Raw genomic sequence first — 20,641 nt, forward strand, 5'->3', positions numbered from 1 at the left:
CATTCCTCTTTAAGTTTAAGCTGTTCAAACCATCAAAATGAAATACGTTTGAACCGCTTTATATCATATTTTACGATTCATTGACTGGACACATTCAATTAATCCGCCTAAATTATAAGCACAATTTGATTTTTTTAAATTTAGCGGTTCAAAGCCAAAACAAAAATTGTTTTGACTGAAGTGTTATCGACAGCAAAATTTCCGGCTCCCGCCACTATCCATCAGCTAACCAAGGAAACATCATGACTTCCCGTAGACAATTTATACTCACCAGCCTTCCCTCCGCCGCCGTGCTACTAAGCGGTGCATCCATCGCGACCGCCCAAGCTGCCAGGCTGGAAGAAAGCGACCCGATCGCCGTTGCCTTGGGTTACAAACATGATGCAGGCAAGGTGGATACAAAAAAATATGCGGCATTTGCTGCCGGGCATAATTGCGCCAATTGCCAGCTTTTCCAAGGTAAACCCGCTGATGCCTGGGGTGTCTGCGGCGCAGTCGGCGGCAAGCAAGTGAATGCCAAAGGCTGGTGCAGTGCCTGGAATAAAAAAGCCTGAGATGGGATCAGTTCCGATCAGCTTACCCTCTTTTGAAGCCGGTGGCGTCGCGGTCGTCATCGGCGCAAGCGGCGGCATCGGCCAGGCTTTACTGGCCGCACTGAAGGACTCGGCTGCATTTGAGCAGGTAATCGGACTGAGTCGCCACAGCATCCCGGCGCTCGATTTGCTGGACGAATCGCAGATTAAACACTGCGCCGAGTATATTGCTCAGCTGGGTACGCCTCGCCTGATTATCGATGCCACCGGCGTGCTGCACAATGAACGCCTGCAGCCAGAAAAAAGTTTGCAGCAAATCGATGCCGCGCAAATGAGGGAATCGTTTGCAGTAAATGCAATTGGCCCGGCTCTTTTGATGAAATATTTTTTGCCGCGCCTGCCACGCGAAGGCAAAGCGGTATTTGCCAGCCTGTCCGCCAAAGTCGGCAGTATTGGCGACAATCAGCTGGGTGGATGGTATAGCTATAGAGCATCGAAAGCCGCCCTGAACCAGCTGATTCACACTGCCGCAATTGAACTGCGCCGTCGCCAGCCCGACGCGATTTGCGTGGCGCTGCATCCGGGTACGGTACAGACACGTCTATCGTCCGCATTCAGTAAATCCGGGCTGGAAGTACAAACCCCGGAAATCGCTGCAGCACGCTTGCTAGCCGTGGTTGAGCAGTTGCTACCGGCGCATTCTGGGGGATTCTTCAACCATCATGGTGAGTCTTTGCCCTGGTAAAGCGGTAGCGTCCTGAATCTCAGGTGCCGCATAGATCAACCGCCCGGCCGATCTATGCATCTAAGTCGGCACCGGCTGATGGCAAATACCCTGGCCCTTTTGCAAAGGCCGGGCGTATTTATTTTTTAACGCTCATCTGGTTAGTGACCTTTTGCACACCCTCAATACCCTTGGTGACTTCAGTCGCGCGTACGATCTGCGTCTCGCTATCGGCAAAGCCGCTGAGCTGCACATCGCCTTTGCTGGTGACCACGCCGATGTCAAAGCTTTTCACGGCAGAATCGGCGAGCAGGGCCGATTTCACTTTTGCGGTGATCACGCCATCGTCAATTTTGTTGCCGATGGTTCTGGAACTGGGTTTGAGCACCAACTTGTTATCGACATTGGTGACGCCCTCGACTGCGCGAGTGACCGCAATGCTCTTGTCGATCTGCGCCTGGTTATCGACGAAGCCGCTCAACATGACTTCGCCTTTACGCACTGCCACCTTGATGTCGTAACCTTTGATATCCTCATTGGACATCAATGCGGACGATACCTTGGCACTGACCACCGTGTCGTCAATCTGAGTGCCGACCGTAATCGATGGCGCGGAAGGCCCTGCAATATCGGTCGGCTTGTTGCAGCCAGCCAGCAGCACCAATAAGGCGCCAGCGGCACCGAAAAAGATTCCCGTATTTAATTTTCTCATCGCAGTGTGTCCATTCTTGATTAGGTAAGTAACTGAGGCAAACCGGGTACATTTAAACCTCTTCGCAGGCAATCGATCGCAGATCGCCGCGATGAGCGTCAGTAACGCCCCCCAGGATTGAGCTTGCAGTAATGATCGCCGCTTTAACTATGGCACTCTGTGCGCTAACGTACTTACTGGCAAAAATAGTTAAGGCATGCTCAACTGACCGAACCACCATGACCGCTTCTCCAGCGGGTACAACAAGCGCTATGCGCAAGCCCATTTTCTATGACGCGCTATTTTCTACGACCTCTGCAGCAGTTAAACTCCGCGACACGCGCACTGCGCGACCTGGTCTTTCTGTTGCCGTTTTCGATCAAACTGATGTGCATCGTGATTGGTCGGGCGGTGCAGGAATGGATACATCACCGCGCTGCCAGCAAAGGGGCGGCGCTGGCCTTTTACACCTTGTTTTCGATGGCGCCAATCCTGGTGCTGGTGCTGGCGATTGCCGGTTTTTTTTATGGGCAGCAAGCGGCTCAAGGCGAAATTTTCAATCAACTGCAAGGATTGGTAGGACGCAGCGGCGCCGAAGCGATTCAACTTTTATTGGCCGGCGCGCGCAATCCGGAAGAAGGCCGGATGGCGACCATGCTGGCCACGCTATTGCTGCTGGTCGGCGCCACTAGCGTATTTGCAGAATTAAAAAAGAGCCTGGACGAAATCTGGCAAGTCCCAAAACTACGACAACCGGGCATCTGGAGGTTGATCCGCACGCGATTGCTGTCGTTCGGCTTGATACTGGTGCTGGCTTTTCTGATGCTGGTGTCTTTGATCGTCAGTGCCGCGCTGGTGTTTCTGGAACATTATTGGAGCGGCATTCAGATCAATGTCGCGCTGATCCTGATACCGATCTCGTCGCTCATCAGCTTCGTGGTAATCGCCTCCCTGTTTGCAGTGATTTTTAAAATGCTGCCGCAAATACGTTTGTCGTGGCGCGATGTCTGGGTAGGCGCGCTGGGGACGGCAGCGCTGTTCTCCATCGGCAAATATGGTATCGGCCTGTACATCGGCAACAGTGGCGTAGCGAATAGTTTCGGTGCGGCAGGATCGATGATCGCTCTTTTATTATGGGTGTATTACTCTGCACAAATTTTCTTGCTGGGTGCAGAATTCACGCGCCAATATGCCCTGGTGTTTGGCAGTTTGCAAGACACGACCCGGCAAGCCACCTGCAACTTGCCGTGACCGCATGCGCTGAAATCGACGCGAAAACTCTCCGTCAATGCCAACAATTCTGACGATTAACGGCCCCGGCATTGCGATAATGTCGGATTGCATTTAGCTCCGCAACTCAGTGACCGCTACCTCGACCTGATGATCATGCAGATCGTTCGCCATCTGGAGTAATGGCGATGCCTGTATCACGCCGTCTATCGATATCGCAACCGCTTTCCGCTCACCGTAGGTCTGCGTGACATGAATATGATAAGTGGTATCGCGGTAACGATAATGCAGTGTGAATTGATTCCAGTCTGCCGACAGGCAAGGCTGGATCCGCAGCTGATCGCCTTCCAGCGTGAGTCCCAATAAAGATTCCAGAATGAAGCGATACATCCAGCCGGACGATCCGGTGTACCAGGTCCAGCCGCCGCGCCCGATATGCGGACTGACACCGTACACATCCGCCGCCACGACATAAGGCTCGACCTTATAGCGGGCCACTTCGACTGGCGTGCGCGCATGATTGAGCGGATTAATCATGTCGAATAATTCCCAGGCGCGCTGGCTGTCGCCTAATTTTGCAAATGCCATGGCAGTCCAGATCGCCGCATGCGTATATTGCCCGCCGTTTTCCCTCACCCCTGGTACATAGCCCCGGATGTAACCGGGATTCTGGTCGGAATGATCAAACGGTGGATCGAGCAACTGTACCAGCGCGTCCTTACGGCGCACCAGGCGCTGATCGACTGCCAGCATCGCCGTGCGTGCACGGACAGCATCACCGGCCCCTGACAACACCGCCCAGCTTTGCGAAATTGAATCGATCTGACATTCTTCATTGCTGGCGGAGCCCAAAGGCGTGCCGTCATCGAAATAGGCGCGCCGGTACCAGCCGCCATCCCAGGCATGCTGCTCGATATTGCGCTGTAGGGTCGTCGCTTCGAGCCGGCAACGTTCTGAAAATACCGGATCATCGCGCTGCGCCGCCAGTTCTGAGAAACGCATCAGCACCTGGTACAAGAAGAAAGCCAGCCAGACACTTTCACCCTTGCCTTCAGAGCCGACTTTATCCATGCCATCGTTCCAGTCGCAGGAACCGATCAAGGGCAGGCCGTGTACGCCATAGCGCAAGCCATGCGCTATGGCGCGCGCACAATGCTGGTACAGGGTTGCGGTTTCGTTCGATTGACCGGGCAAATCGTAATAGGAATCTTCGTCGAAATTAACCTGGCGTCCCTCAAGAAACGTGATTTTTTCATCCAGGATCTGGTAGTCGTGTGTGCTCGTCACATATCGGCAAGTCGCCAGCGGTAGCCATAAATAATCATCCGAACAATGCGTGCGTACGCCGCGATTGGTCGGCGGATGCCACCAGTGCTGCACATCGCCCTCCACAAATTGATGAGCCGCACACAACACCAGATGTTCACGCGCGAGCTGCGGTTGCGTATGGATCAGCGCCATCACATCCTGCAATTGATCACGGAATCCGAAAGCGCCGCCCGATTGATAAAAGCCGCTGCGTCCCCATAAGCGGCAAGCAAGCGTCTGGTACATCAGCCAGCCATTGCTGAGGATGTTGAGAGAGATATCGGGGGTTTCTACCTGCACCGCACCCAAGGCGGTATTCCAGTATTGCTTGACGGCTGCGAGCGCCTCGCCTGCTGCCATCGTTCCGCGGTAGCGCCGTATCAGGTTGCTGACATCGGCGCTGCGTTGCCCGGCGGTACCCAGCATAAAGATCATTTCACGCTGTTCGCCGTCGGCCAGGTCAAATGGAATCTGGATCGCAGCGCAGGGATCTAAACCCGCGCCCAGCTTGCCGGACAAGCGGGTACGGCTCATCGCGGCGGGATGTTGCAGGCTACCGTTACGGCCGATAAATTCGGTACGATCGCCGCTCATGCTCAGCGCCATTCCATCGGAATAAAAGAAAGCGGTGCGGTCGCAAAATTCGGCGTTATAGGAATTTCTGGCAAAGATCGCGCCGGTCGCCGGATCGGCTTCGGTCACGATATGCATGACTGATTTTTGCCGTACATCGCCTAACACCCACTCGACGTAGCCGGTCGCCGATAACAGGCGGGTAGCGCCGGAATCATTCCGCACTTTGAGCACGGAAAATTTAATGGCATCATCCAGCGCGACATACACCGTGAGTTCCGACTTGATGCCATCTTCTATATGTTCGAACACGCTGTAGCCAAAGCCGTGACGGGTGACATAGGCGCCCTGACCGCAACTGGGCAAGGGCGTCGGCGACCAGAAATGACCGCTTTCTTCATCGCGCAAATAAAATACCTCGCCGCCCGCATCCGATACCGGATCGTTAGACCATGGCGTTAAACGGAATTCATGCGCATTTTCACCCCAGGTATAGGATTGTCCGCTTTCAGAAATCACCGTGCCAAAATGCGCATTGGCCAGCACATTGACCCACGGTGCCGGGGTGGTCTTTTCTGCCGACGTGTTGATCACATACTCGCGTCCATCCGGCGAAAATCCGCCGATACCGTTAAACAAGAGCAGGTCGTTGCGGGCAATCGACGATGCAAAAGGAGCGAAAAGCGCTGCCGGCTGTTTGCTGAGTGTCAGCAAGGGCATACGCACTTCGACCTGTCCGCGGCGGTTAATCTGTTCAGCCAAAGTACCCCGGGCATCGGACAAAATAGCCCTTGCCACGGATTGCAGCAGGATCCTGTCCTCATTCGGTATCTGGTCTGCCAGCCGGACAAAAATCCCGCCGGGTCGCTCCATTGCGTGCGCCTCAATCCCGGAGGCAACCAGGCCCATGATCTGTTCTTGCAAAATTTGCCGGTAACCCGCCCTGTCCTCATTCCAGATCACCAGATCAACCGCCAGGCCTTTCATGCGCCAATACGCGTGCGCCTGTACCATCTGACGGACCAATTCAATATTCTCGGCGGCGCTGATCTGTAGCAAGACTATCGGCAAGTCGCCGGAAATTGCATAACTCCACAGACCCGATTGACCGCGCCGATTTTTAACCAGGATGCTGGCCTCGGCCCGTAGCAAGGCATTCGAATAAATCACGGAATTGGCCAGCCGGCCATATAACTGCGCGTCGGCCTCACTGGCATTCAACTGGCGCAACACCACATGGCTGTGCGTCCATGCCAGCTCAAATACCCGGTCCGCCAAATGCATATCCTGGTATTTATCAATCAGGCCAAGCACCTGGGCCCGGGTTTCCGCTACCCCCGTCACCATATCGATGATGACGGTCTGTTCCGGCGCCAGCGTGATCTGATGGCGGATCGCCACGATAGGATCCAGCACCGACCCCTGATTGCCGGACAGGGTTTTATCCGTCATTGCCAGCGGCGCTCGGGCTGTATTGCCGCGGCCGATAAACGCCATGCGGTCGGTTTCATAAGAACTGGCCTGGCTCTGCGCGCCATGCACCACCATCAGATGGAACATCGACGGCGTAAAGTCATTCTCAGAGCGCGGACGACGACTGCAGAGAATCGCACTCTCCTGCGGCAAGATTTCGGTTTGTACGAACAGATTGCTAAATGCCGGATGCATGGTATCTGCCGCCGCCGGTGCCAGGACGACCTCGGCATAGCTGGTCACATCGATGGTCTTGGCAATCCGTGAGCGATTCGTGATGCGCGTGCGCCGCAACTCGATATCGTCTTCCGGCGAGACGACGATCGTGGTGTAGGTATCAAGGCCGTTATCGCGCCGCCGGAATTCTGCCCGCCCTTCAGAAAAAATGACTTCGTACGCTTTGGATGGTTTTAAAGTAGGTTGATGGGCAGCAGACCAGAAGCTGCCGTCCAACAAATCGCGTACGTAGCAAAAACTGCCCCAGTTATCGCAGGTGCTATCCTCGCGCCAGCGTGTGATCGCCAGATCGCGCCAGCGGCTGTAGCTGCCGCCATTATTGGTCACCATCATATGATAGCGGCCGTTGGATAGCAGTTGAACTTCCGGTATCCGCAGATCCGTTTTGGTGATGATGCGCATCGGCATCTCCTGCTCACCGGCGGCAGAGCGGATATCCGCCAGCTCGGTGGTATTCGAATAAAACGCGCTCGGTTTTGGAATCCGCTCTTTGAGCAGTAGCAGCGTCGCCTGGAACAAGGGATCGGACTCGAAGCGCCTTTGCATAGGACGGTCTGACAACACATAGGCGAGCGACAATAAGCTCATGCCCTGATGATGTGCCATATATGACCGGATCAAGGCCTGGGTCTGTCCGCGCGGCAGCCGCGATGGGGTGTAATCAATCGCCTCATACATACCGAAGTCGCCTTCAACACCTTCGTTCGCCAGGCGTTGCAAGTTCTCGCAGGCCTGCTCCGGCGCCACCATCAAGGCCAGCATGGAGGCATAAGGCGCCACCACCAGATCGTCTCCCAGGCCACGTTTCAAGCCAAGCCCGGGAACCCCGAAGGCGCGGTATTGATAATTCAGGCTGGCATCGAATGCGTGATAGCCGGATTCGGAAATGCCCCATGGCACAGCGCGTTGCGCACCGTATTCGATCTGACGCTGCACCACCGATTTATAGGTTTGGTCAAGCAAGGTATCGTCATAATTCGGCATCACCAATAACGGCATCAGATACTCAAACATGGAGCCGCTCCATGACAATAAAATAGGCTCGCCGCCCGCCAGAGTCAGTTGACGTCCCAGAGCAAACCAGGTCTCCTGCGGCAATTGTCCCTGCGCGATGGCGACAAAGCTGCACAAGCGCGCCTCAGATGCCAGCAAATCGTAACAACCCGTGTCCAGCCGACGATCCGTCACGTTATAGCCGATGGCTAACAAGTGCGTGGTTGGCTCATAAAGAAAGCCGTATTCCATGCGGGCGAACTCAACCGACCGGAGTGCCAGTTGCTGAATCTGGGCGATACGCTCGGTAGCGCGCAAGCTGGCTTTTGCCACCACCTCTGCGAGTCGCGCCCATACCGCCGGATCACCAGCTTGCGTCGTACCGTAGCCCGTCATGCGGGCGATCACGGGCGGTATCTCTACATCGAATCTGGCTAACTCGCTCAAGGTCGGGATCCTCGTCAATGCCGCAATGTCGCTACACACCGGCATCAATTGCGGCTCAGTGAGCCAAGGCGCCAGAAACAGCAAATCATCCCGTGTGTCGGCACACTGGCGCACCAGTGCATGGGCCCACCTTACCTGCTGCTGTTTTTTCTCCGGCGCTATCGCGCTATCGGCGGCCAACCCGCTCTGCCGCTCGATCTGATCCAGAAGATCGAGGGCCTTACGCTCCAATAAATCGAGATTCGCAATAGCGGCATACAGGCTATTTGGCGAACCGGTACAAGCATCGTCTAAATACTGGTGGAAAGCCTGCATTTCTTTGGAAGGATGCACGTCCGCAGCGTCCAGCAATACCTGAAAAGTATGCGCAAGTCCCTGAAATACCGCGGGCGATACGATGGGCTGATCCGCTAGCTGCAGCAGACCTACCTTCAAGGTCATCAGATGCCCGGCCAGATTGCCGCTATCTACCGTCGACACATACATGGGATGCAAGGGCTGCAGCGTGGTCGTGTCGTACCAGTTATAGAAATGCCCTTGATAACGCTCAAGCAAGGCCATGCTCGCCAAGGTTTTGTCGGTACGGTACAGCAATTGACTCATCGGGATATAGGCAAAATCATAGGCAGATAAATTGGCCAATAATGCCAGGCCGATGTTGGTCGGGGAGGTTCGGTGCGCCACCACCGCGACCGGATGTTCCTGCATATTATCGGGCGGCAGCCAATGATCTTGCGGACCAACATAGGTATCGAAGAAGGCCCAGGTTTTACGCGCCAAACGATGTAAAAAAACCAGATGCTCGGGGCGCAGCTCCGAGGTTTTTTTATCCACAGGCCGACTGACCCACCATGCAATGACCGGCGAAACCAGCCACAGCAATAAGAACGGGAAGGCGACCGGCAATGCAGAGGGACGAATAAAAAACAGGGCGGCCAGCAAACCCAGCGCAAAAAACGGCGCACGCCACATACTGCGCACGGACTGCATCAGGCCGCTATCCATTTGTTGATTCGCTTCGCTGGACGGTTTCCACTCCAGCATGCGCTGATGAGAAATCGTCATGCGCCACAGCGTGCGGACGATCGCATCCAGGCTATACCAGGCTTCATACGGAAGAAACGCTAAATTCAGCACCACCTGCATCAGGTGTCGCTCGGTGCTGCGTAGCGCGACCAGCAGATGTTGACTGACCAGTACCTCCCGCGATTTATTCGCGAGTCCCCACAAAGACGCTGCCAGCGAAGGAAGAAACAGGATAATCAGAACGGCGGCGCTGCCGACCCAGGCCGAAGGCAAGCAAAACCACGCAAACAGCAGTAACAGGATCAATACAGGGGAGATCAGGCTGCGCCGTAAATTATCTAGAATTTTCCAGCGCGACAGCATCGATAAGGGGTTAATGCGCTTACGCGGGCGCGTCCTGGTCGATGGACTGCTGCCTGAAACAGGCATTGAACCCGCCGCACTTTTTTCTACCGCGGGAATCTTTGGCAACAACCAGCTGAGGATCTGCCAGTCCCCACGGATCCAGCGGTGGCGGCGACTGACATCTGCGCTATAGCGTGACGGATATTCCTCATGCAACTGGATATCGCTGATCAAACCGGAGCGTGCATAGCATCCCTCAAGTAAATCGTGACTCAGGATACGGTTTTCCGGTAGCTGCGCATTTAATGCCAGCTCAAAAGCATCAATATCATAGATGCCTTTACCGATAAATGACCCCTCCTGAAACAGATCCTGATACACATCGGAAACGGAGCGTGTATAGGGATCGATGCCCGCTTCTCCGCCGCAGAGTTTTTCATACCATGAGGCATTGGCAGTCGGCAGGCTGGACACAACACGCGGTTGTAAAATGCCATAGCCTTCAATCACCCGCTGCCTGTTTTCATCGTACACAGCCTGGTTCAGGGGATGCGCAATCGTCGCAATGAACAGCCGGGCAGAATCGCGCGGTAATTGGGTGTCAGAATCCAGGGTGATGACATATTTAATGTCCGACAGCAAGGCGATGTTGCCGACAATATGGGAAAATAAGGGCTGCGTGCTGCCGCGCAAAAAAGCATTCAAATCGGATAATTTGCCGCGTTTGCGTTCATAACCCATCCAGGATTTTTCTTGCGGATTCCAGCGTCGCGGACGATGCATCAGAAAGAACGGACTATGGGCATCATTGCCGTAAGTCCGGTTCAGTTGGGTAATCGCCGCTGCGGCTAAATCGATCAGGGCCCGATCCGCGGGAGTGGTCTCGGTCGCCGCATCGGCAAAATCGGTGAGCAAACAAAAAAATAAATTGGGGTCGCGATTCGCTAAAAATCTTACTTCCAATGCCTCAATCAGGCTGTCTATGGTCTGCTCATGCAGCAACATGGTCGGCACGACCACGATGCTGCGAGCCGTAGCCGGAATACCCGATGAAAAATCCATGCGCGGCAAGGGATTCGGTGTGGCCATTAAGGTGGCAAACCAATTGACCAGGGCCAGCGCCAGCTGACTGCCGGCAAAAAAAGCCAAGATGCCGGACACCGCCAAAAGCAGATCGCGCAATCCGTCGTCGTACGATTTTTTAAGCACAACAAGAGTGAATAAAGCGGTCAACGCAAAAATCGCGCTCAGATAAAAATCGGGTAAGGCGTGTTTGTTTTTTTTGATTATTTTTTTAAAAAACCCGTACCGGACATCGATCGCTTGCTCCAATGCGGGCAATCCCTGGCCGATCAGGAAATACCCGATATGCGCTGTCCTGGGCTGAACAGGCGCAGCGGCATCAGCGCTGGGCGGCCCAGTAAATAAGCCGCCCGCAGCATCGGTTTGCCGGTCAGCTTCAATAGTTTCGCGGTGCGGTGTTGACAGCAACAATGCCTGCTCCGCCACCTCGACTTCGGTGAGCGCCGCATGTTTCGCCAGATTTTCTATGACATGACGGTAGCGATCTCTGGTAGCAAAATCCATATTGCTGTAGATGGCGGTATGGTCGCGTCGTAATACCTGCTCGACATAACTCATGGTCTCGACAAAATCACGCCAATCCATCGCGCCTAAAAATCGAAGACTACCGATGCTATTGCTGATAGAAACCTGGTCCGCCGCCTGCTGCTGGGTCTCTAGCTGCACTAACTGCTCAATTGTCACACCGGTTTCGGACAGGCGTTGCGCGACCCAGGTCAGCGGCAACGTCAACGCCGGACTTTGTCCTTGCAGGCGACGGGCCACTTCGGCGACGAACGAGCTATCCAATAGTGGCTCGGCGCGTGCCATATCTGCTACCAGCAAAATCAGGTTTCCCGGCTCTTTATCGGCAGCATCAATTAATTCGTCAGCCCAGGCATTCGCCAGATTGCGGTGTATACGACCGGTTGCAATCCGCGTCGCGACGCGCCGCAAGTTTTCGATCAGGGCCAGGCGCAGCATGATAGGAATGGCCCACAACTCACCCAGGCGCAGCACGGTGATTTGCTGGTAGGCAGTCACAAAACGGCTCAGGCCCTCCGGATCTACCCGGCCATCGCCATGCGAGATGGTTTCTAAGGCGATGTCATATACTCGCGGCTTGCCGGTTGACGGACCGTTTGTCAGGCGCGGCAATTCCTTGCTATAGCCTTTCGGCAAATGTTGTTTTGCAATACGGATCTGTTCTTCGATTAAATAGAAATTATCGAGCAGCCATTCGGCTGCCGGCGTAATCTGACGATTCTCCCGCAAGGCGGCGGTCAGCGCGGCACACGCATCGATCAATGCGACTTCATTTGCCGCCAGCCGGGGCAACAACTGATCGGCTGATTTATCGATACCAATCTTATGCCGGCCCGCCAGCACCCGGCCGTGCATCTCCATTTGCGCCACACTAAATAATTCGGATTTTAGTGGCGGTAGCTGCTGCTCATCATCTGAATAAGATCGGGATGCACTGCTTATTTTTATCATGGCGCTTTAACGTTGAAGGACTCTGCGTAACTACCCGAATAAATCGGGAACCGTAAGCGACTGCCTACGATCAGCCGCGCAAGGTCGACATTGATAGGGTATCCGGTGCTGTTCTGCTGAATTCACGCGCACTCTTTGACCTGATCAGGCGAGTAATCCGGCGATACCCTGTTATAGACGAGAGACAGTAATTACTCGGTGCGTCAACGCACACAGCATGACCGATGCAGGCGAGAAAAAGCCATCCGTATCGTCTGTAGCCACAATCAAATGAAATGCGCTGACCACAACTTATTTTGATAACGTACGTTATCGTACAGACCATATTTTGCAGTGCTCATAATCTCACTGTGCTGACGCTTAGCGCAGTTCATCTTCGGTGCCGCAATGCAAGATTGTTTGCATTGGTGCCAGTTGATACACACCGAATATTGTTTAAGTAGGATGTGGTGTGATTCGGCTGATCTTGAAGGTGGTATTTGCAATCTGTCTTTCATCTAAGGAAAAGATTATGAACAAAGACCAAATCAAAGGTGTTGCTAAAGATATGTCCGGTAAGATTCAAGAACGTGCCGGCAAACTGGTCGGCAATCGTGAACAGGAAGTGAAAGGCCAGTTAAAACAGGCGCATGGGAAAGCAGAGAAAAAAATAGGGGACGCGAAAGAAATCATCAAGGATGCGATTAAGAAACATTAGCACCTTAGGGTCTGCCAAGATCCAAACCTCTCGACTTGAATTTTGGCAGACCTTATTTTTTCGCACCTAATCCTGGTGGACGCAATACCCTGCCGAAAACCAGTACATCTCACCGCAGTAAAATCGACACAGCGGAAAAATTCCAGCGTAATCCGCGCTACGGTTGTCGATGCATAAAACAGCTTCCAAAACGAAACCGCACGCCGGGTGCGCCTGCTGGCCGGAAATGCCTTTGGAAGCCGCATCCAGCCTACGAATTCAATTCGCACTGCGACTAACAACTGATCGTTGTGCGTGAATCCCGTCTCAATGCTGGTGACAGCGAACACCGCTGATCTCGCGCAGAATCCGGTAGCATTCGCAAGACACCGCCTCTAATCCCGGTTCATCCAGAATCTGGATCTCACCCCTCGAATACCTGATCAGGCCTTGGCGCTGCAAAGCGACTGCCGCTTTGGTGACGCCGACCCGGCGTACCCCGAGGGAGCTGGCAATAAACTCATGCGTTAGATGGAATTGCGTTGAATTCAAATGATCCCTGGTCGTCAATAAATATCTTGCCAGGCGGGCTTCCAGCAGATGGAATTTGCTACAGGCCGCGATCTGTATGGTCTGGGCTAAAAATTGATTGATGTATTCAAACAGCGCTAATTGGATTTTCGGATTCTTCTGAATTTCTAGCTGTAGAAGCACTGCGCTGATTTTGATCGCGTTACCCGATTTTTGTACGATCGCTCTCAGGTGACTGGTATGGTGGCTGCCGTTGTTGCCTGGCATTGCCGTCACGCCCACCAGGCCGTCTCTGCCCACCAATCCTAATTCATGGCTTGAGTTGGGATTCGACTGGTCAGACAAACAAACCAGGCTGTCTTCCGGAAAATAGACCGTGGTAATTTCTTCCCCGGCATCATGAAGTACCTGCCCGGCTATCAGGGCGATCCGGTCCTGATCGAAGATCAGTTCATTCAGGCCCAACTGCGACAAGCGGGCAAATAGCGTATTGGAGGACGGTGGTCGGACCAGCCTGTTCATCAAATTCTCCTGATAAGTTGCGCACAACGATTTTCGTTGAGGCTCACTCAATATAAATTCAGGATACTTACTGTGGATTGATATGTATGTACGATGACGAACTAAGTACGCAATAAGAAATCAAAACGCAAAGCAGCCGGCCAGCTCAATGGATCGCAGTGCCGACAATACCTTGATCAAGTAGCGCAGTAAATTGATCGGCGGCCAATGGGTAACTAAATATATAGCCTTGCCCCTCTTCGCAATGCTGCTCTTTTAAAAATTGTAATTGCGCCTGCTCTTCCACCCCCTCGGCAATGACTTTTTGTTTGAGACTATTCCCCATGGCAATCACGGCGCTGGCAATGATCCCATTGCCTTTTACCGAGCCGATATCCTGCACAAAGGATTTATCAATTTTGAGGACATCGATCGGAAATTGATTCAGATAGCTCAGGCTGGAATAGCCGGTGCCAAAATCATCGATCGCCAGCAGCACGCCCATCTGCTTGAGTTGCTTCAAGATGGCGACACTCGATTCGGCCTCGCGCATCAAGACACTTTCGGTAATTTCTAATTGCAGACTCTCGGGTTTCAGCCCGGTTTCCAGCAAGATAGCGCGGACTTCTTCGATAAAATCATGACGCCGGAATTCGAGGGCAGAAATATTGACCGCAATCGATCCGGGCTGCAAGCCAGCCTCTTCCCAGTGCTTGTTTTGCAGACAGGCTTCCCGCAATACCCACCGGCCTATGGGGACAATCAACCCAGACTCTTCGGCGATGGCAATGAAGCGACCCGGCGGCACGATGCCCCACTTGGGATGGATCCAGCGCAACAAGGCTTCGGACCCGGTGATGGCGCCCGTGATCAGGTTGATCTTGGCCTGATAATGCAATATAAATTCCCGTCGCTCCAGGGCAAAACGCAAATTGGCCTCGATCACCTGCCGCTCTACGGCCCGGATATTCATCTCGTTTTTAAAGAACTGGAAATTATTTCGCCCCTTCTCCTTGGCCTGGTACATTGCGGTATCGGCGTTTTTGATGAGCGTCTCTGCATCCAGTCCATCTGCCGGATAGATACTGATACCGATACTCGTTGTGACATGTAATTCGTTTTTTGCGATCGAATGAGCCGCGCCCATTGCAGCGAGAATTTTTTCCGCCGTGAGTGAGGCATAAGCGCCGCCCTGATCCTCGGTCAACAGGATGACGAACTCATCGCCGCCTTGCCGGCTCACCGTGTCGGAACTGCGGACACAACTGGTTAAACGCTTGGCAACGGATTGCAATAACTTATCGCCGGCAGCATGACCGAGCGAGTCATTGATATGTTTAAAATGATCCAGGTCCAAAAACAGTAAAGCGATCTGGCTGTTGCGGCGCTTGGCCAGGCCAATCGCCTGTTCAATGCGATCGGTCAGCAATACCCGGTTCGGTAAGTTGGTCAGGAAATCATGCTGGGCCAGATGCGCCATCTTGACCGCCATCGCTTGCGAGGCAGTGATGTCATGGAACACGATCACCGCACCGACCATGCGACCTGCCGAATCATGGATAGGGGCGGTAGAATCTTCGATAGCGACCTCGCTGCCGTCGCGCCTGAGCAATACAGTTCCGGATACCAGGGAGGTCGGCTTACCCTGCGTTAACACGACCTTCACCGGATTGGTTTCGGTTTTTTGAGAGTCGCCGTTCAGCAAGGTCATCACTTCGCTGATCGGATGTCCGCGCGCCTCGGCGCGCGACCATAAGGTCATACGCTCCGCAGCGCCGTTCATATAATCCACATTGCCGGCCAGATCGGTACCGATGACGGCGTCGCTGATGGAGTTAAGGGTAATTTCTGCTCTGGCTTTATGGATATACAGGCGCTCTTCCACCGCTTTGCGCTGAATCACATTACGCAAGGATTGCGGCACCAGATAACTGCCGAAATGCCCCTTCGACAGATAACCTTGCGAGCCATGCTGTACCGCTTCCCGTCCCAAGACTTCATCGTCTTCTGAATTCAGCGTCAGGATCGGTACATAAGGCACCGCAGAAAAGAGGCGATGGAAGCTGTCCATGCCCCGGCTGTCAGGGAGTGACAGGTCGACTAGAATCGCGTCGATATGCTGGGTTTTTAATAGCGTCAGACCTTCCGCCAGCCGCGTGGCGCGTTCAATCTCGAACGGTCCGTCAGTGGCTTTTTGCAATACATTTTCTAAAATATCGGCGTCGGCTGCTACATTGGTGATAATTAAAATTCGATTCATCATGATCCATCTAATCCTTTAAAAAGCGATGTGTTTTTTCAGACGGAACTGATTTATTAAAGACAGGCATTCATTTCAAATTCATTTTTTGCTCGTTGCAACGATGACATAAAGATGATGGTTAAATGAGACTAGCTATACCCGGCGAGAAAGCTCGCTGTGATCGAATTCCGGAGAGACTGCGTTTTGCTCCAACAGATTGAGCCTGCATCTGGCATCTGCCAAGCGCGCCGAGATCAGATCATGTAGCTTAACCACATCACCATTCGCCTGATCACTCGTGATGCGCAAAAAAAATTCCGCATCCGCCATGACCTCTTTAATGTCATGAATCATTTTTTCGTTACTGGGGAGGCTTGATGATGTCATGCGATTTCTCCTGTAAATTCTCGACGAACACCAAAAATAGGGGAGATACTGCTATCAATCTGTGCGATACACAACATATAGGCCATATGTCGCGTATTTTTTGATCCATTGCTCCCGGCAAACTGTTTTTTTTAGGTTTCCCAAAGAAATTTAAAGCATTCATTGCATCATGTGTGCGCTATCGCGCATAGAAAAATTTGCCTTCGTGCTACGCTTAAGGAAAATTATTTTCTTTGCTTGCCTAAATTGTTATTGCTAGTTCTTGGCAGAGATTTCACCTGAGAAATCGTTGATGCCGATCACAAATAGTCCAATGCAAAATCATCTTCTGGCTGCTTTGCCGGCGGCTGAATTTGATCGCATCTCGAATGATTTAGAACTCGTTCACCTGCCGCATAACTCTGCGGTATATGAGGCGGGCGTGCGTTTGCAGCATGTGTATTTTCCGACTACCTGCATCGTATCGCTGATGTATGTGCTGGAAGATGGCGCTAGTGCGGAGATCGCCGTGGTCGGGAATGAAGGCATCGTCGGCGTCTCGATGTTCATGGGCGGCGAAACCACGCCTAACCGCGCGATAGTGCAAAGCGAAGGGTATGCCTATCGACTGCGAGGCCAGTTTCTGAAAGAAGAATTTGACCGGGCGGGTTCGGTATTGCGCTTATTGCTGCGCTACACCCAGGCGCTCATCACGCAAATGACCCAGACTGCCGTCTGTAATCGCCATCACTCGGTGGAACAGCAACTCTGCCGCTGGCTATTGTCGAGCCTGGATCGCCTGTCATCCGACTCGGTGCATATGACGCAGCAGATGATCGCCAATATGCTGGGTGTGCGTCGGGAGAGGGTCACTGAGGCCGCCGGGAATTTACAACGCGCCGAGATGATCAGCTATAGCCGCGGCGCAATTGTCGTGCTCGATCGCCCGGGCCTGGAAAATACCGTATGCGAATGTTATGGCGTGATTAAAACCGAATTCGATCGCCTGCTGTGGGACATGCCGGGCAATGATACCTCTCGTTAAATGCAAAGAGCTTATTTGTCCTTTGCGTTAAAGACTTACTCATTTATTCGTGAATAGCCATTTTTCGCCAGCCATACTCAAAATGGCTTCGCCAGATAAGTCGTTTTCGCCTCTTAATATCATTCATTCTGGTTTATTGGCTTAGAAATAAGAAATTAATCTTATCTATTCAATAAATATACTCCACCAAGTATATTTATATATCCACGTGTTTATTGCGGTTGATAAGCAATAAATACCGATACTCCTCATCATTTATTCAAATCACCGCTTAATTATTGTCTGATAGACATAATAATAGCTATAAGCGCGATAACGCACATACAAGTGTGTTGGTTCTGCTATCCTGCATCAAGATCGTCTGATCGCTATATCTCAATACCAGTCTGCCGCTGGGACTCTTCACCCGAATTCACCCATGTCCACTCTTCATTCCCCTACCCAAAATCATCTGCTGGCGGCGCTTCCGGCTGCGGAATATGAGCGCCTGTTACCGCACCTGGAATTAATTCCCTTGCAATTGGGTGAGGCTATGTATGAAGCTGGCGGCAAATTAAATTACGTGTATTTTCCGACGACGGCGATCATATCGATGCTTTACGTGCTGGAGAACGGCTCCTCCGCCGAAATAGCCATCGTCGGTAACGAAGGCATATTGGGTGTGTCTTTATTCATGGGCGGTGAAACCACGCCTAGCCGCGCCGTGGTACAGAGCGCCGGTTTCGGTTATCGCCTCAAATCGCAATTACTCAAGGATGAATTCAACCGCGCCGGACCGGTGCTGCGTCTGTTGCTGCGCTACACCCAGGCGCTGATCACCCAGATGAGCCAGACCGCCGTCTGCAACCGGCACCATACGATAGAGCAACAACTCTGCCGCTGGTTATTGTTGAGTCTGGATCGGCTCTCCTCGGATTCGGTCATTATGACCCAGGAGTTGATCGCCAATATGCTTGGCGTCAGGCGCGAGGGAGTCACCGAGGCCGCTGGCAAATTACAGCGACAGCATCTGATCAAGTACAGCCGCGGTCACATCGAGGTGATCGACAGGAAAGGCCTGGAAAAAGCCGTGTGCGAATGTTATGCCGTAGTGAAAGCCGAGTTTGACCGCCTGATTTCAGATATTCCGAATGGCGACCCGGAGCATGTGCTGGGCCAGTCTGACCGTCGCCATTCAGCGAAAAGGCCCTCCAGGGACGCGGTGGAAACCCGACGTAAAACCTGATTCAGATCAGGCGATCATTACTGTGTCGTTTTCCGCATCGCCATAAAAAAACGCATTTCATTCAGCATGAAATGCGTTTTTTATGGTTACCGCCTTAGCTCACATTAGCAAGCCTCAGCCAGTTCTTTCTTTTCTGCCGGTAATTGGAAAATGCGCAATGCTTTCACGGCATCCGGTACGGCGTTGATTTCCAGCGTGCCGTTCATCAGATCGGAGATGTGATGTTCCAGCGCGGCGGTATCTGTCTCCAGCATGAACTGGGCCGGCAATACCGTTTGCATGATGCTCCAGCGCGCTACAGGCGCACTGCCGGATTTGTTCAACAGGGAACGATCCATCATCCACTTTTCAAAACCACGTGTCGTTAAATTGGCATCGATCCAGACCAGATTGTCGGATGTCATGGTGTTTTTACCAGAAGAGCGGATTAATAATTCGTAAATCATGTGTTGTACTCCTTTTTTTATCGGAGCATTCCTTTCTCAGAAATGTCTTACCCTCGCAACTAAAAGCGTTTATCCCCGCCGCTTGGTTGACAAAAAATTGGAATTTTTTTCGATTTTTTTCAAAAAAACTGTGTTTTATATGTTTTTTGATGAAATTAAATTAATAAATTCAAGATTTTTTTGGTAACGGAATATTTCTATTGTTAATTTCATTATCTAATTTTTAAGATAAATAATTTATTTTTTTACAAACAAACAGCGGATTTCTGGCAAAACATGGCTTGTTTTGATGATCGATAACTCTGCATAAAAAAATCCGGCGCTTATCGCACCGGATTTTTCTTTGTAGAAGTCAGACTTTTGGCAAATCAATTACTTCGCTGGAGCCGCCTTCGCTTCTTCAGTTTTCACTTCTGCTTTTACTTTGGCATGCTTTATATGCTTGACTGCTTTATGCTCGTCACCTGGCATTGCTGGCTTGGCCTCTACGGCTGGAGTGACTGAGGCTGCCGGTGTTGCTGGCATCGCAGCGGCGACCGAGGCGGCGCTTGCGGCATGGGCGGAAGCAGATGCTTTGGCAGCAGGCGCTGGCGTTGCAGGCACGCTAGCGGCAGCGCTGGCAGCAACTGCGGCAACCGGTGCTGCTGGCGCAGCGACTTTTGCTGGCGTAGCGGCCGGAGTTTGTGCGAACGCTGTACCCATGGCGAAGGTAGCAGCAACGAGGGAGGCGGCGATCAGCTTGTTCATGATTAATCCTGTTCTATATTTAGTTGGTGTTACGTAGTCAATCTACGTATGCCAAGAACGCCAGCCGACGAGATCCTGTTGACACACAAATTGTTGCCAATTGTTACGATGCGACATCAGCAAAAACAACCGAACACATTGAAATTAATGTTAGGAATAAAAACAGCGGCCACACACATGCAGATAGCGCTCATTGCCGCCGATCGCTACCTGCTCGCCTTGTTTCACCCGCTTGCCATCGGCATCCAGACGAATATTCATAGTGGCTTTTTTTCCGCATGCACAGATATTTTTTAATTCTTCGATATCGTCGGCGAGCGTCAATAAATAGGCGGCCCCCGGAAACGGCTCGCCCAAAAAATCACTGCGCAAACCGTAACAAATCACGGGCACGCCTTTGACTTGCGCAAGTTGATGTAATTGCCTGACCTGCTGCGCCGTTAGAAATTGCGCCTCGTCGATCAGCACGCAGCTGACCTGCGGCGCCGCTTCTAAAAAATTGAATTCGCTGTCAAATACCTCGGCCTCGCGCTGCGGTCCCAGGCGCGAGGTGACCTTGCCTGGTCCATACCGATGATCGATCGCCGCCGTATATAAACGTACGACCTGGCCTTGCTCTTCATAGTTATGCGCGACTTGCAGCAGGGCCGTCGATTTGCCTGCATTCATTGCGGAATATCTGAAATAGAGTTTTGCCACTGTGCTTCCCTGATGAATTTAGAT

14 protein-coding genes are annotated in these 20,641 nt (G+C 52.5%); 6 read left to right on the plus strand and 8 right to left on the minus strand.

Annotated features, from left to right (window positions below):
- Positions 1-242: 242 nt before the first annotated feature.
- Both LPB67_RS09500 and LPB67_RS09505 read left to right on the plus strand, forming a co-directional pair.
- Positions 243-554, plus strand: a complete 312-nt coding sequence (locus LPB67_RS09500) for a high-potential iron-sulfur protein (RefSeq protein WP_410482724.1) — start codon at positions 243-245, stop codon at positions 552-554.
- A 1-nt stretch (position 555) separates the two neighbouring features.
- Positions 556-1,278 carry an SDR family NAD(P)-dependent oxidoreductase gene (locus LPB67_RS09505; protein WP_262836905.1) on the plus strand — a complete coding sequence of 241 codons (723 nt, stop codon included), beginning with the start codon at positions 556-558 and terminating at the stop codon, positions 1,276-1,278.
- A gap of 118 nt (positions 1,279-1,396) precedes the next feature.
- Here the strand turns inward: LPB67_RS09505 and LPB67_RS09510 are convergent, their stop codons facing one another.
- A complete protein-coding gene (locus tag LPB67_RS09510; RefSeq protein ID WP_262836907.1) occupies positions 1,397-1,969 on the minus strand; it encodes a BON domain-containing protein in 573 nt (190 codons plus the stop codon).
- Positions 1,970-2,335: 366 nt separating this feature from the next.
- Here LPB67_RS09510 and LPB67_RS09515 point away from each other — a divergent pair, with 366 nt between their 5' ends.
- Positions 2,336-3,199, plus strand: a complete 864-nt coding sequence (locus LPB67_RS09515; RefSeq protein ID WP_262837400.1) for a YihY/virulence factor BrkB family protein — start codon at positions 2,336-2,338, stop codon at positions 3,197-3,199.
- Positions 3,200-3,292: 93 nt separating this feature from the next.
- Here the strand turns inward: LPB67_RS09515 and LPB67_RS09520 are convergent, their stop codons facing one another.
- Entirely contained in the window at positions 3,293-12,139 is an 8,847-nt protein-coding gene (locus LPB67_RS09520; RefSeq protein ID WP_262836908.1) for a glycoside hydrolase family 94 protein, read from the minus strand.
- 511 nt (positions 12,140-12,650) lie between these two features.
- Between LPB67_RS09520 and LPB67_RS09525 the strand changes: the two genes are divergently transcribed.
- Entirely contained in the window at positions 12,651-12,836 is a 186-nt protein-coding gene (locus LPB67_RS09525) for a CsbD family protein (protein WP_262836909.1), read from the plus strand.
- 306 nt (positions 12,837-13,142) lie between these two features.
- Here LPB67_RS09525 and LPB67_RS09530 read toward each other — a convergent pair whose 3' ends face one another.
- The 3 genes from LPB67_RS09530 to LPB67_RS09540 all read right to left on the minus strand — a co-directional run bounded on the left by LPB67_RS09530 (position 13,143) and on the right by LPB67_RS09540 (position 16,476).
- Positions 13,143-13,868 carry a Crp/Fnr family transcriptional regulator gene (locus LPB67_RS09530; protein WP_262836910.1) on the minus strand — a complete coding sequence of 242 codons (726 nt, stop codon included), beginning with the start codon at positions 13,866-13,868 and terminating at the stop codon, positions 13,143-13,145.
- 145 nt (positions 13,869-14,013) lie between these two features.
- A complete protein-coding gene (locus LPB67_RS09535) occupies positions 14,014-16,107 on the minus strand; it encodes an EAL domain-containing protein (protein ID WP_262836911.1) in 2,094 nt (697 codons plus the stop codon).
- Between the two features lie 135 nt (positions 16,108-16,242).
- Positions 16,243-16,476 carry a DUF883 domain-containing protein gene (locus LPB67_RS09540; RefSeq protein WP_262836912.1) on the minus strand — a complete coding sequence of 78 codons (234 nt, stop codon included), beginning with the start codon at positions 16,474-16,476 and terminating at the stop codon, positions 16,243-16,245.
- A 292-nt stretch (positions 16,477-16,768) separates the two neighbouring features.
- Here LPB67_RS09540 and LPB67_RS09545 point away from each other — a divergent pair, with 292 nt between their 5' ends.
- Together LPB67_RS09545 and LPB67_RS09550 are read left to right on the plus strand one after the other, a co-directional pair.
- Positions 16,769-17,500 carry a Crp/Fnr family transcriptional regulator gene (locus LPB67_RS09545; RefSeq protein ID WP_262836913.1) on the plus strand — a complete coding sequence of 244 codons (732 nt, stop codon included), beginning with the start codon at positions 16,769-16,771 and terminating at the stop codon, positions 17,498-17,500.
- Positions 17,501-17,918: 418 nt separating this feature from the next.
- The gene (locus LPB67_RS09550) at positions 17,919-18,725 is read left to right on the plus strand and encodes a Crp/Fnr family transcriptional regulator (protein WP_262836914.1); all 807 of its coding nucleotides are present in this window, start codon (positions 17,919-17,921) and stop codon (positions 18,723-18,725) included.
- A 104-nt stretch (positions 18,726-18,829) separates the two neighbouring features.
- On the opposite strand, the gene LPB67_RS09555 is transcribed toward LPB67_RS09550, so the two are convergent.
- The 3 genes from LPB67_RS09555 to LPB67_RS09565 form a co-directional block, all read right to left on the minus strand.
- Positions 18,830-19,171 carry a hypothetical protein gene (locus LPB67_RS09555; protein ID WP_262836915.1) on the minus strand — a complete coding sequence of 114 codons (342 nt, stop codon included), beginning with the start codon at positions 19,169-19,171 and terminating at the stop codon, positions 18,830-18,832.
- Positions 19,172-19,543: 372 nt separating this feature from the next.
- The gene (locus LPB67_RS09560; RefSeq protein WP_262836916.1) at positions 19,544-19,918 is read right to left on the minus strand and encodes a hypothetical protein; all 375 of its coding nucleotides are present in this window, start codon (positions 19,916-19,918) and stop codon (positions 19,544-19,546) included.
- Positions 19,919-20,068: 150 nt separating this feature from the next.
- Complete coding sequence (locus LPB67_RS09565; RefSeq protein WP_262836917.1) at positions 20,069-20,617, minus strand: thymidine kinase; 549 nt, start codon at positions 20,615-20,617, stop codon at positions 20,069-20,071.
- Positions 20,618-20,641 lie beyond the last annotated feature (24 nt).

The organism is Undibacterium sp. Jales W-56 (assembly GCF_025548535.1).
In the GTDB taxonomy this organism is placed as follows: domain Bacteria; phylum Pseudomonadota; class Gammaproteobacteria; order Burkholderiales; family Burkholderiaceae_D; genus Undibacterium.

What these genes read in the sequence shown, in the direction of transcription:
- LPB67_RS09500 (WP_410482724.1), top strand. Translation starts at nt 243, where the DNA reads ATGACTTCCCGTAGACAATTTATACTCACCAGCCTTCCCTCCGCCGCC.
- LPB67_RS09505 (WP_262836905.1), top strand. Translation starts at nt 556, where the DNA reads ATGGGATCAGTTCCGATCAGCTTACCCTCTTTTGAAGCCGGTGGCGTC.
- LPB67_RS09510 (WP_262836907.1), bottom strand. Translation starts at nt 1,969, where the DNA reads ATGAGAAAATTAAATACGGGAATCTTTTTCGGTGCCGCTGGCGCCTTA.
- LPB67_RS09515 (WP_262837400.1), top strand. Translation starts at nt 2,336, where the DNA reads ATGTGCATCGTGATTGGTCGGGCGGTGCAGGAATGGATACATCACCGC.
- LPB67_RS09520 (WP_262836908.1), bottom strand. Translation starts at nt 12,139, where the DNA reads ATGATAAAAATAAGCAGTGCATCCCGATCTTATTCAGATGATGAGCAG.
- LPB67_RS09525 (WP_262836909.1), top strand. Translation starts at nt 12,651, where the DNA reads ATGAACAAAGACCAAATCAAAGGTGTTGCTAAAGATATGTCCGGTAAG.
- LPB67_RS09530 (WP_262836910.1), bottom strand. Translation starts at nt 13,868, where the DNA reads ATGAACAGGCTGGTCCGACCACCGTCCTCCAATACGCTATTTGCCCGC.
- LPB67_RS09535 (WP_262836911.1), bottom strand. Translation starts at nt 16,107, where the DNA reads ATGAATCGAATTTTAATTATCACCAATGTAGCAGCCGACGCCGATATT.
- LPB67_RS09540 (WP_262836912.1), bottom strand. Translation starts at nt 16,476, where the DNA reads ATGACATCATCAAGCCTCCCCAGTAACGAAAAAATGATTCATGACATT.
- LPB67_RS09545 (WP_262836913.1), top strand. Translation starts at nt 16,769, where the DNA reads ATGCCGATCACAAATAGTCCAATGCAAAATCATCTTCTGGCTGCTTTG.
- LPB67_RS09550 (WP_262836914.1), top strand. Translation starts at nt 17,919, where the DNA reads ATGTCCACTCTTCATTCCCCTACCCAAAATCATCTGCTGGCGGCGCTT.
- LPB67_RS09555 (WP_262836915.1), bottom strand. Translation starts at nt 19,171, where the DNA reads ATGATTTACGAATTATTAATCCGCTCTTCTGGTAAAAACACCATGACA.
- LPB67_RS09560 (WP_262836916.1), bottom strand. Translation starts at nt 19,918, where the DNA reads ATGAACAAGCTGATCGCCGCCTCCCTCGTTGCTGCTACCTTCGCCATG.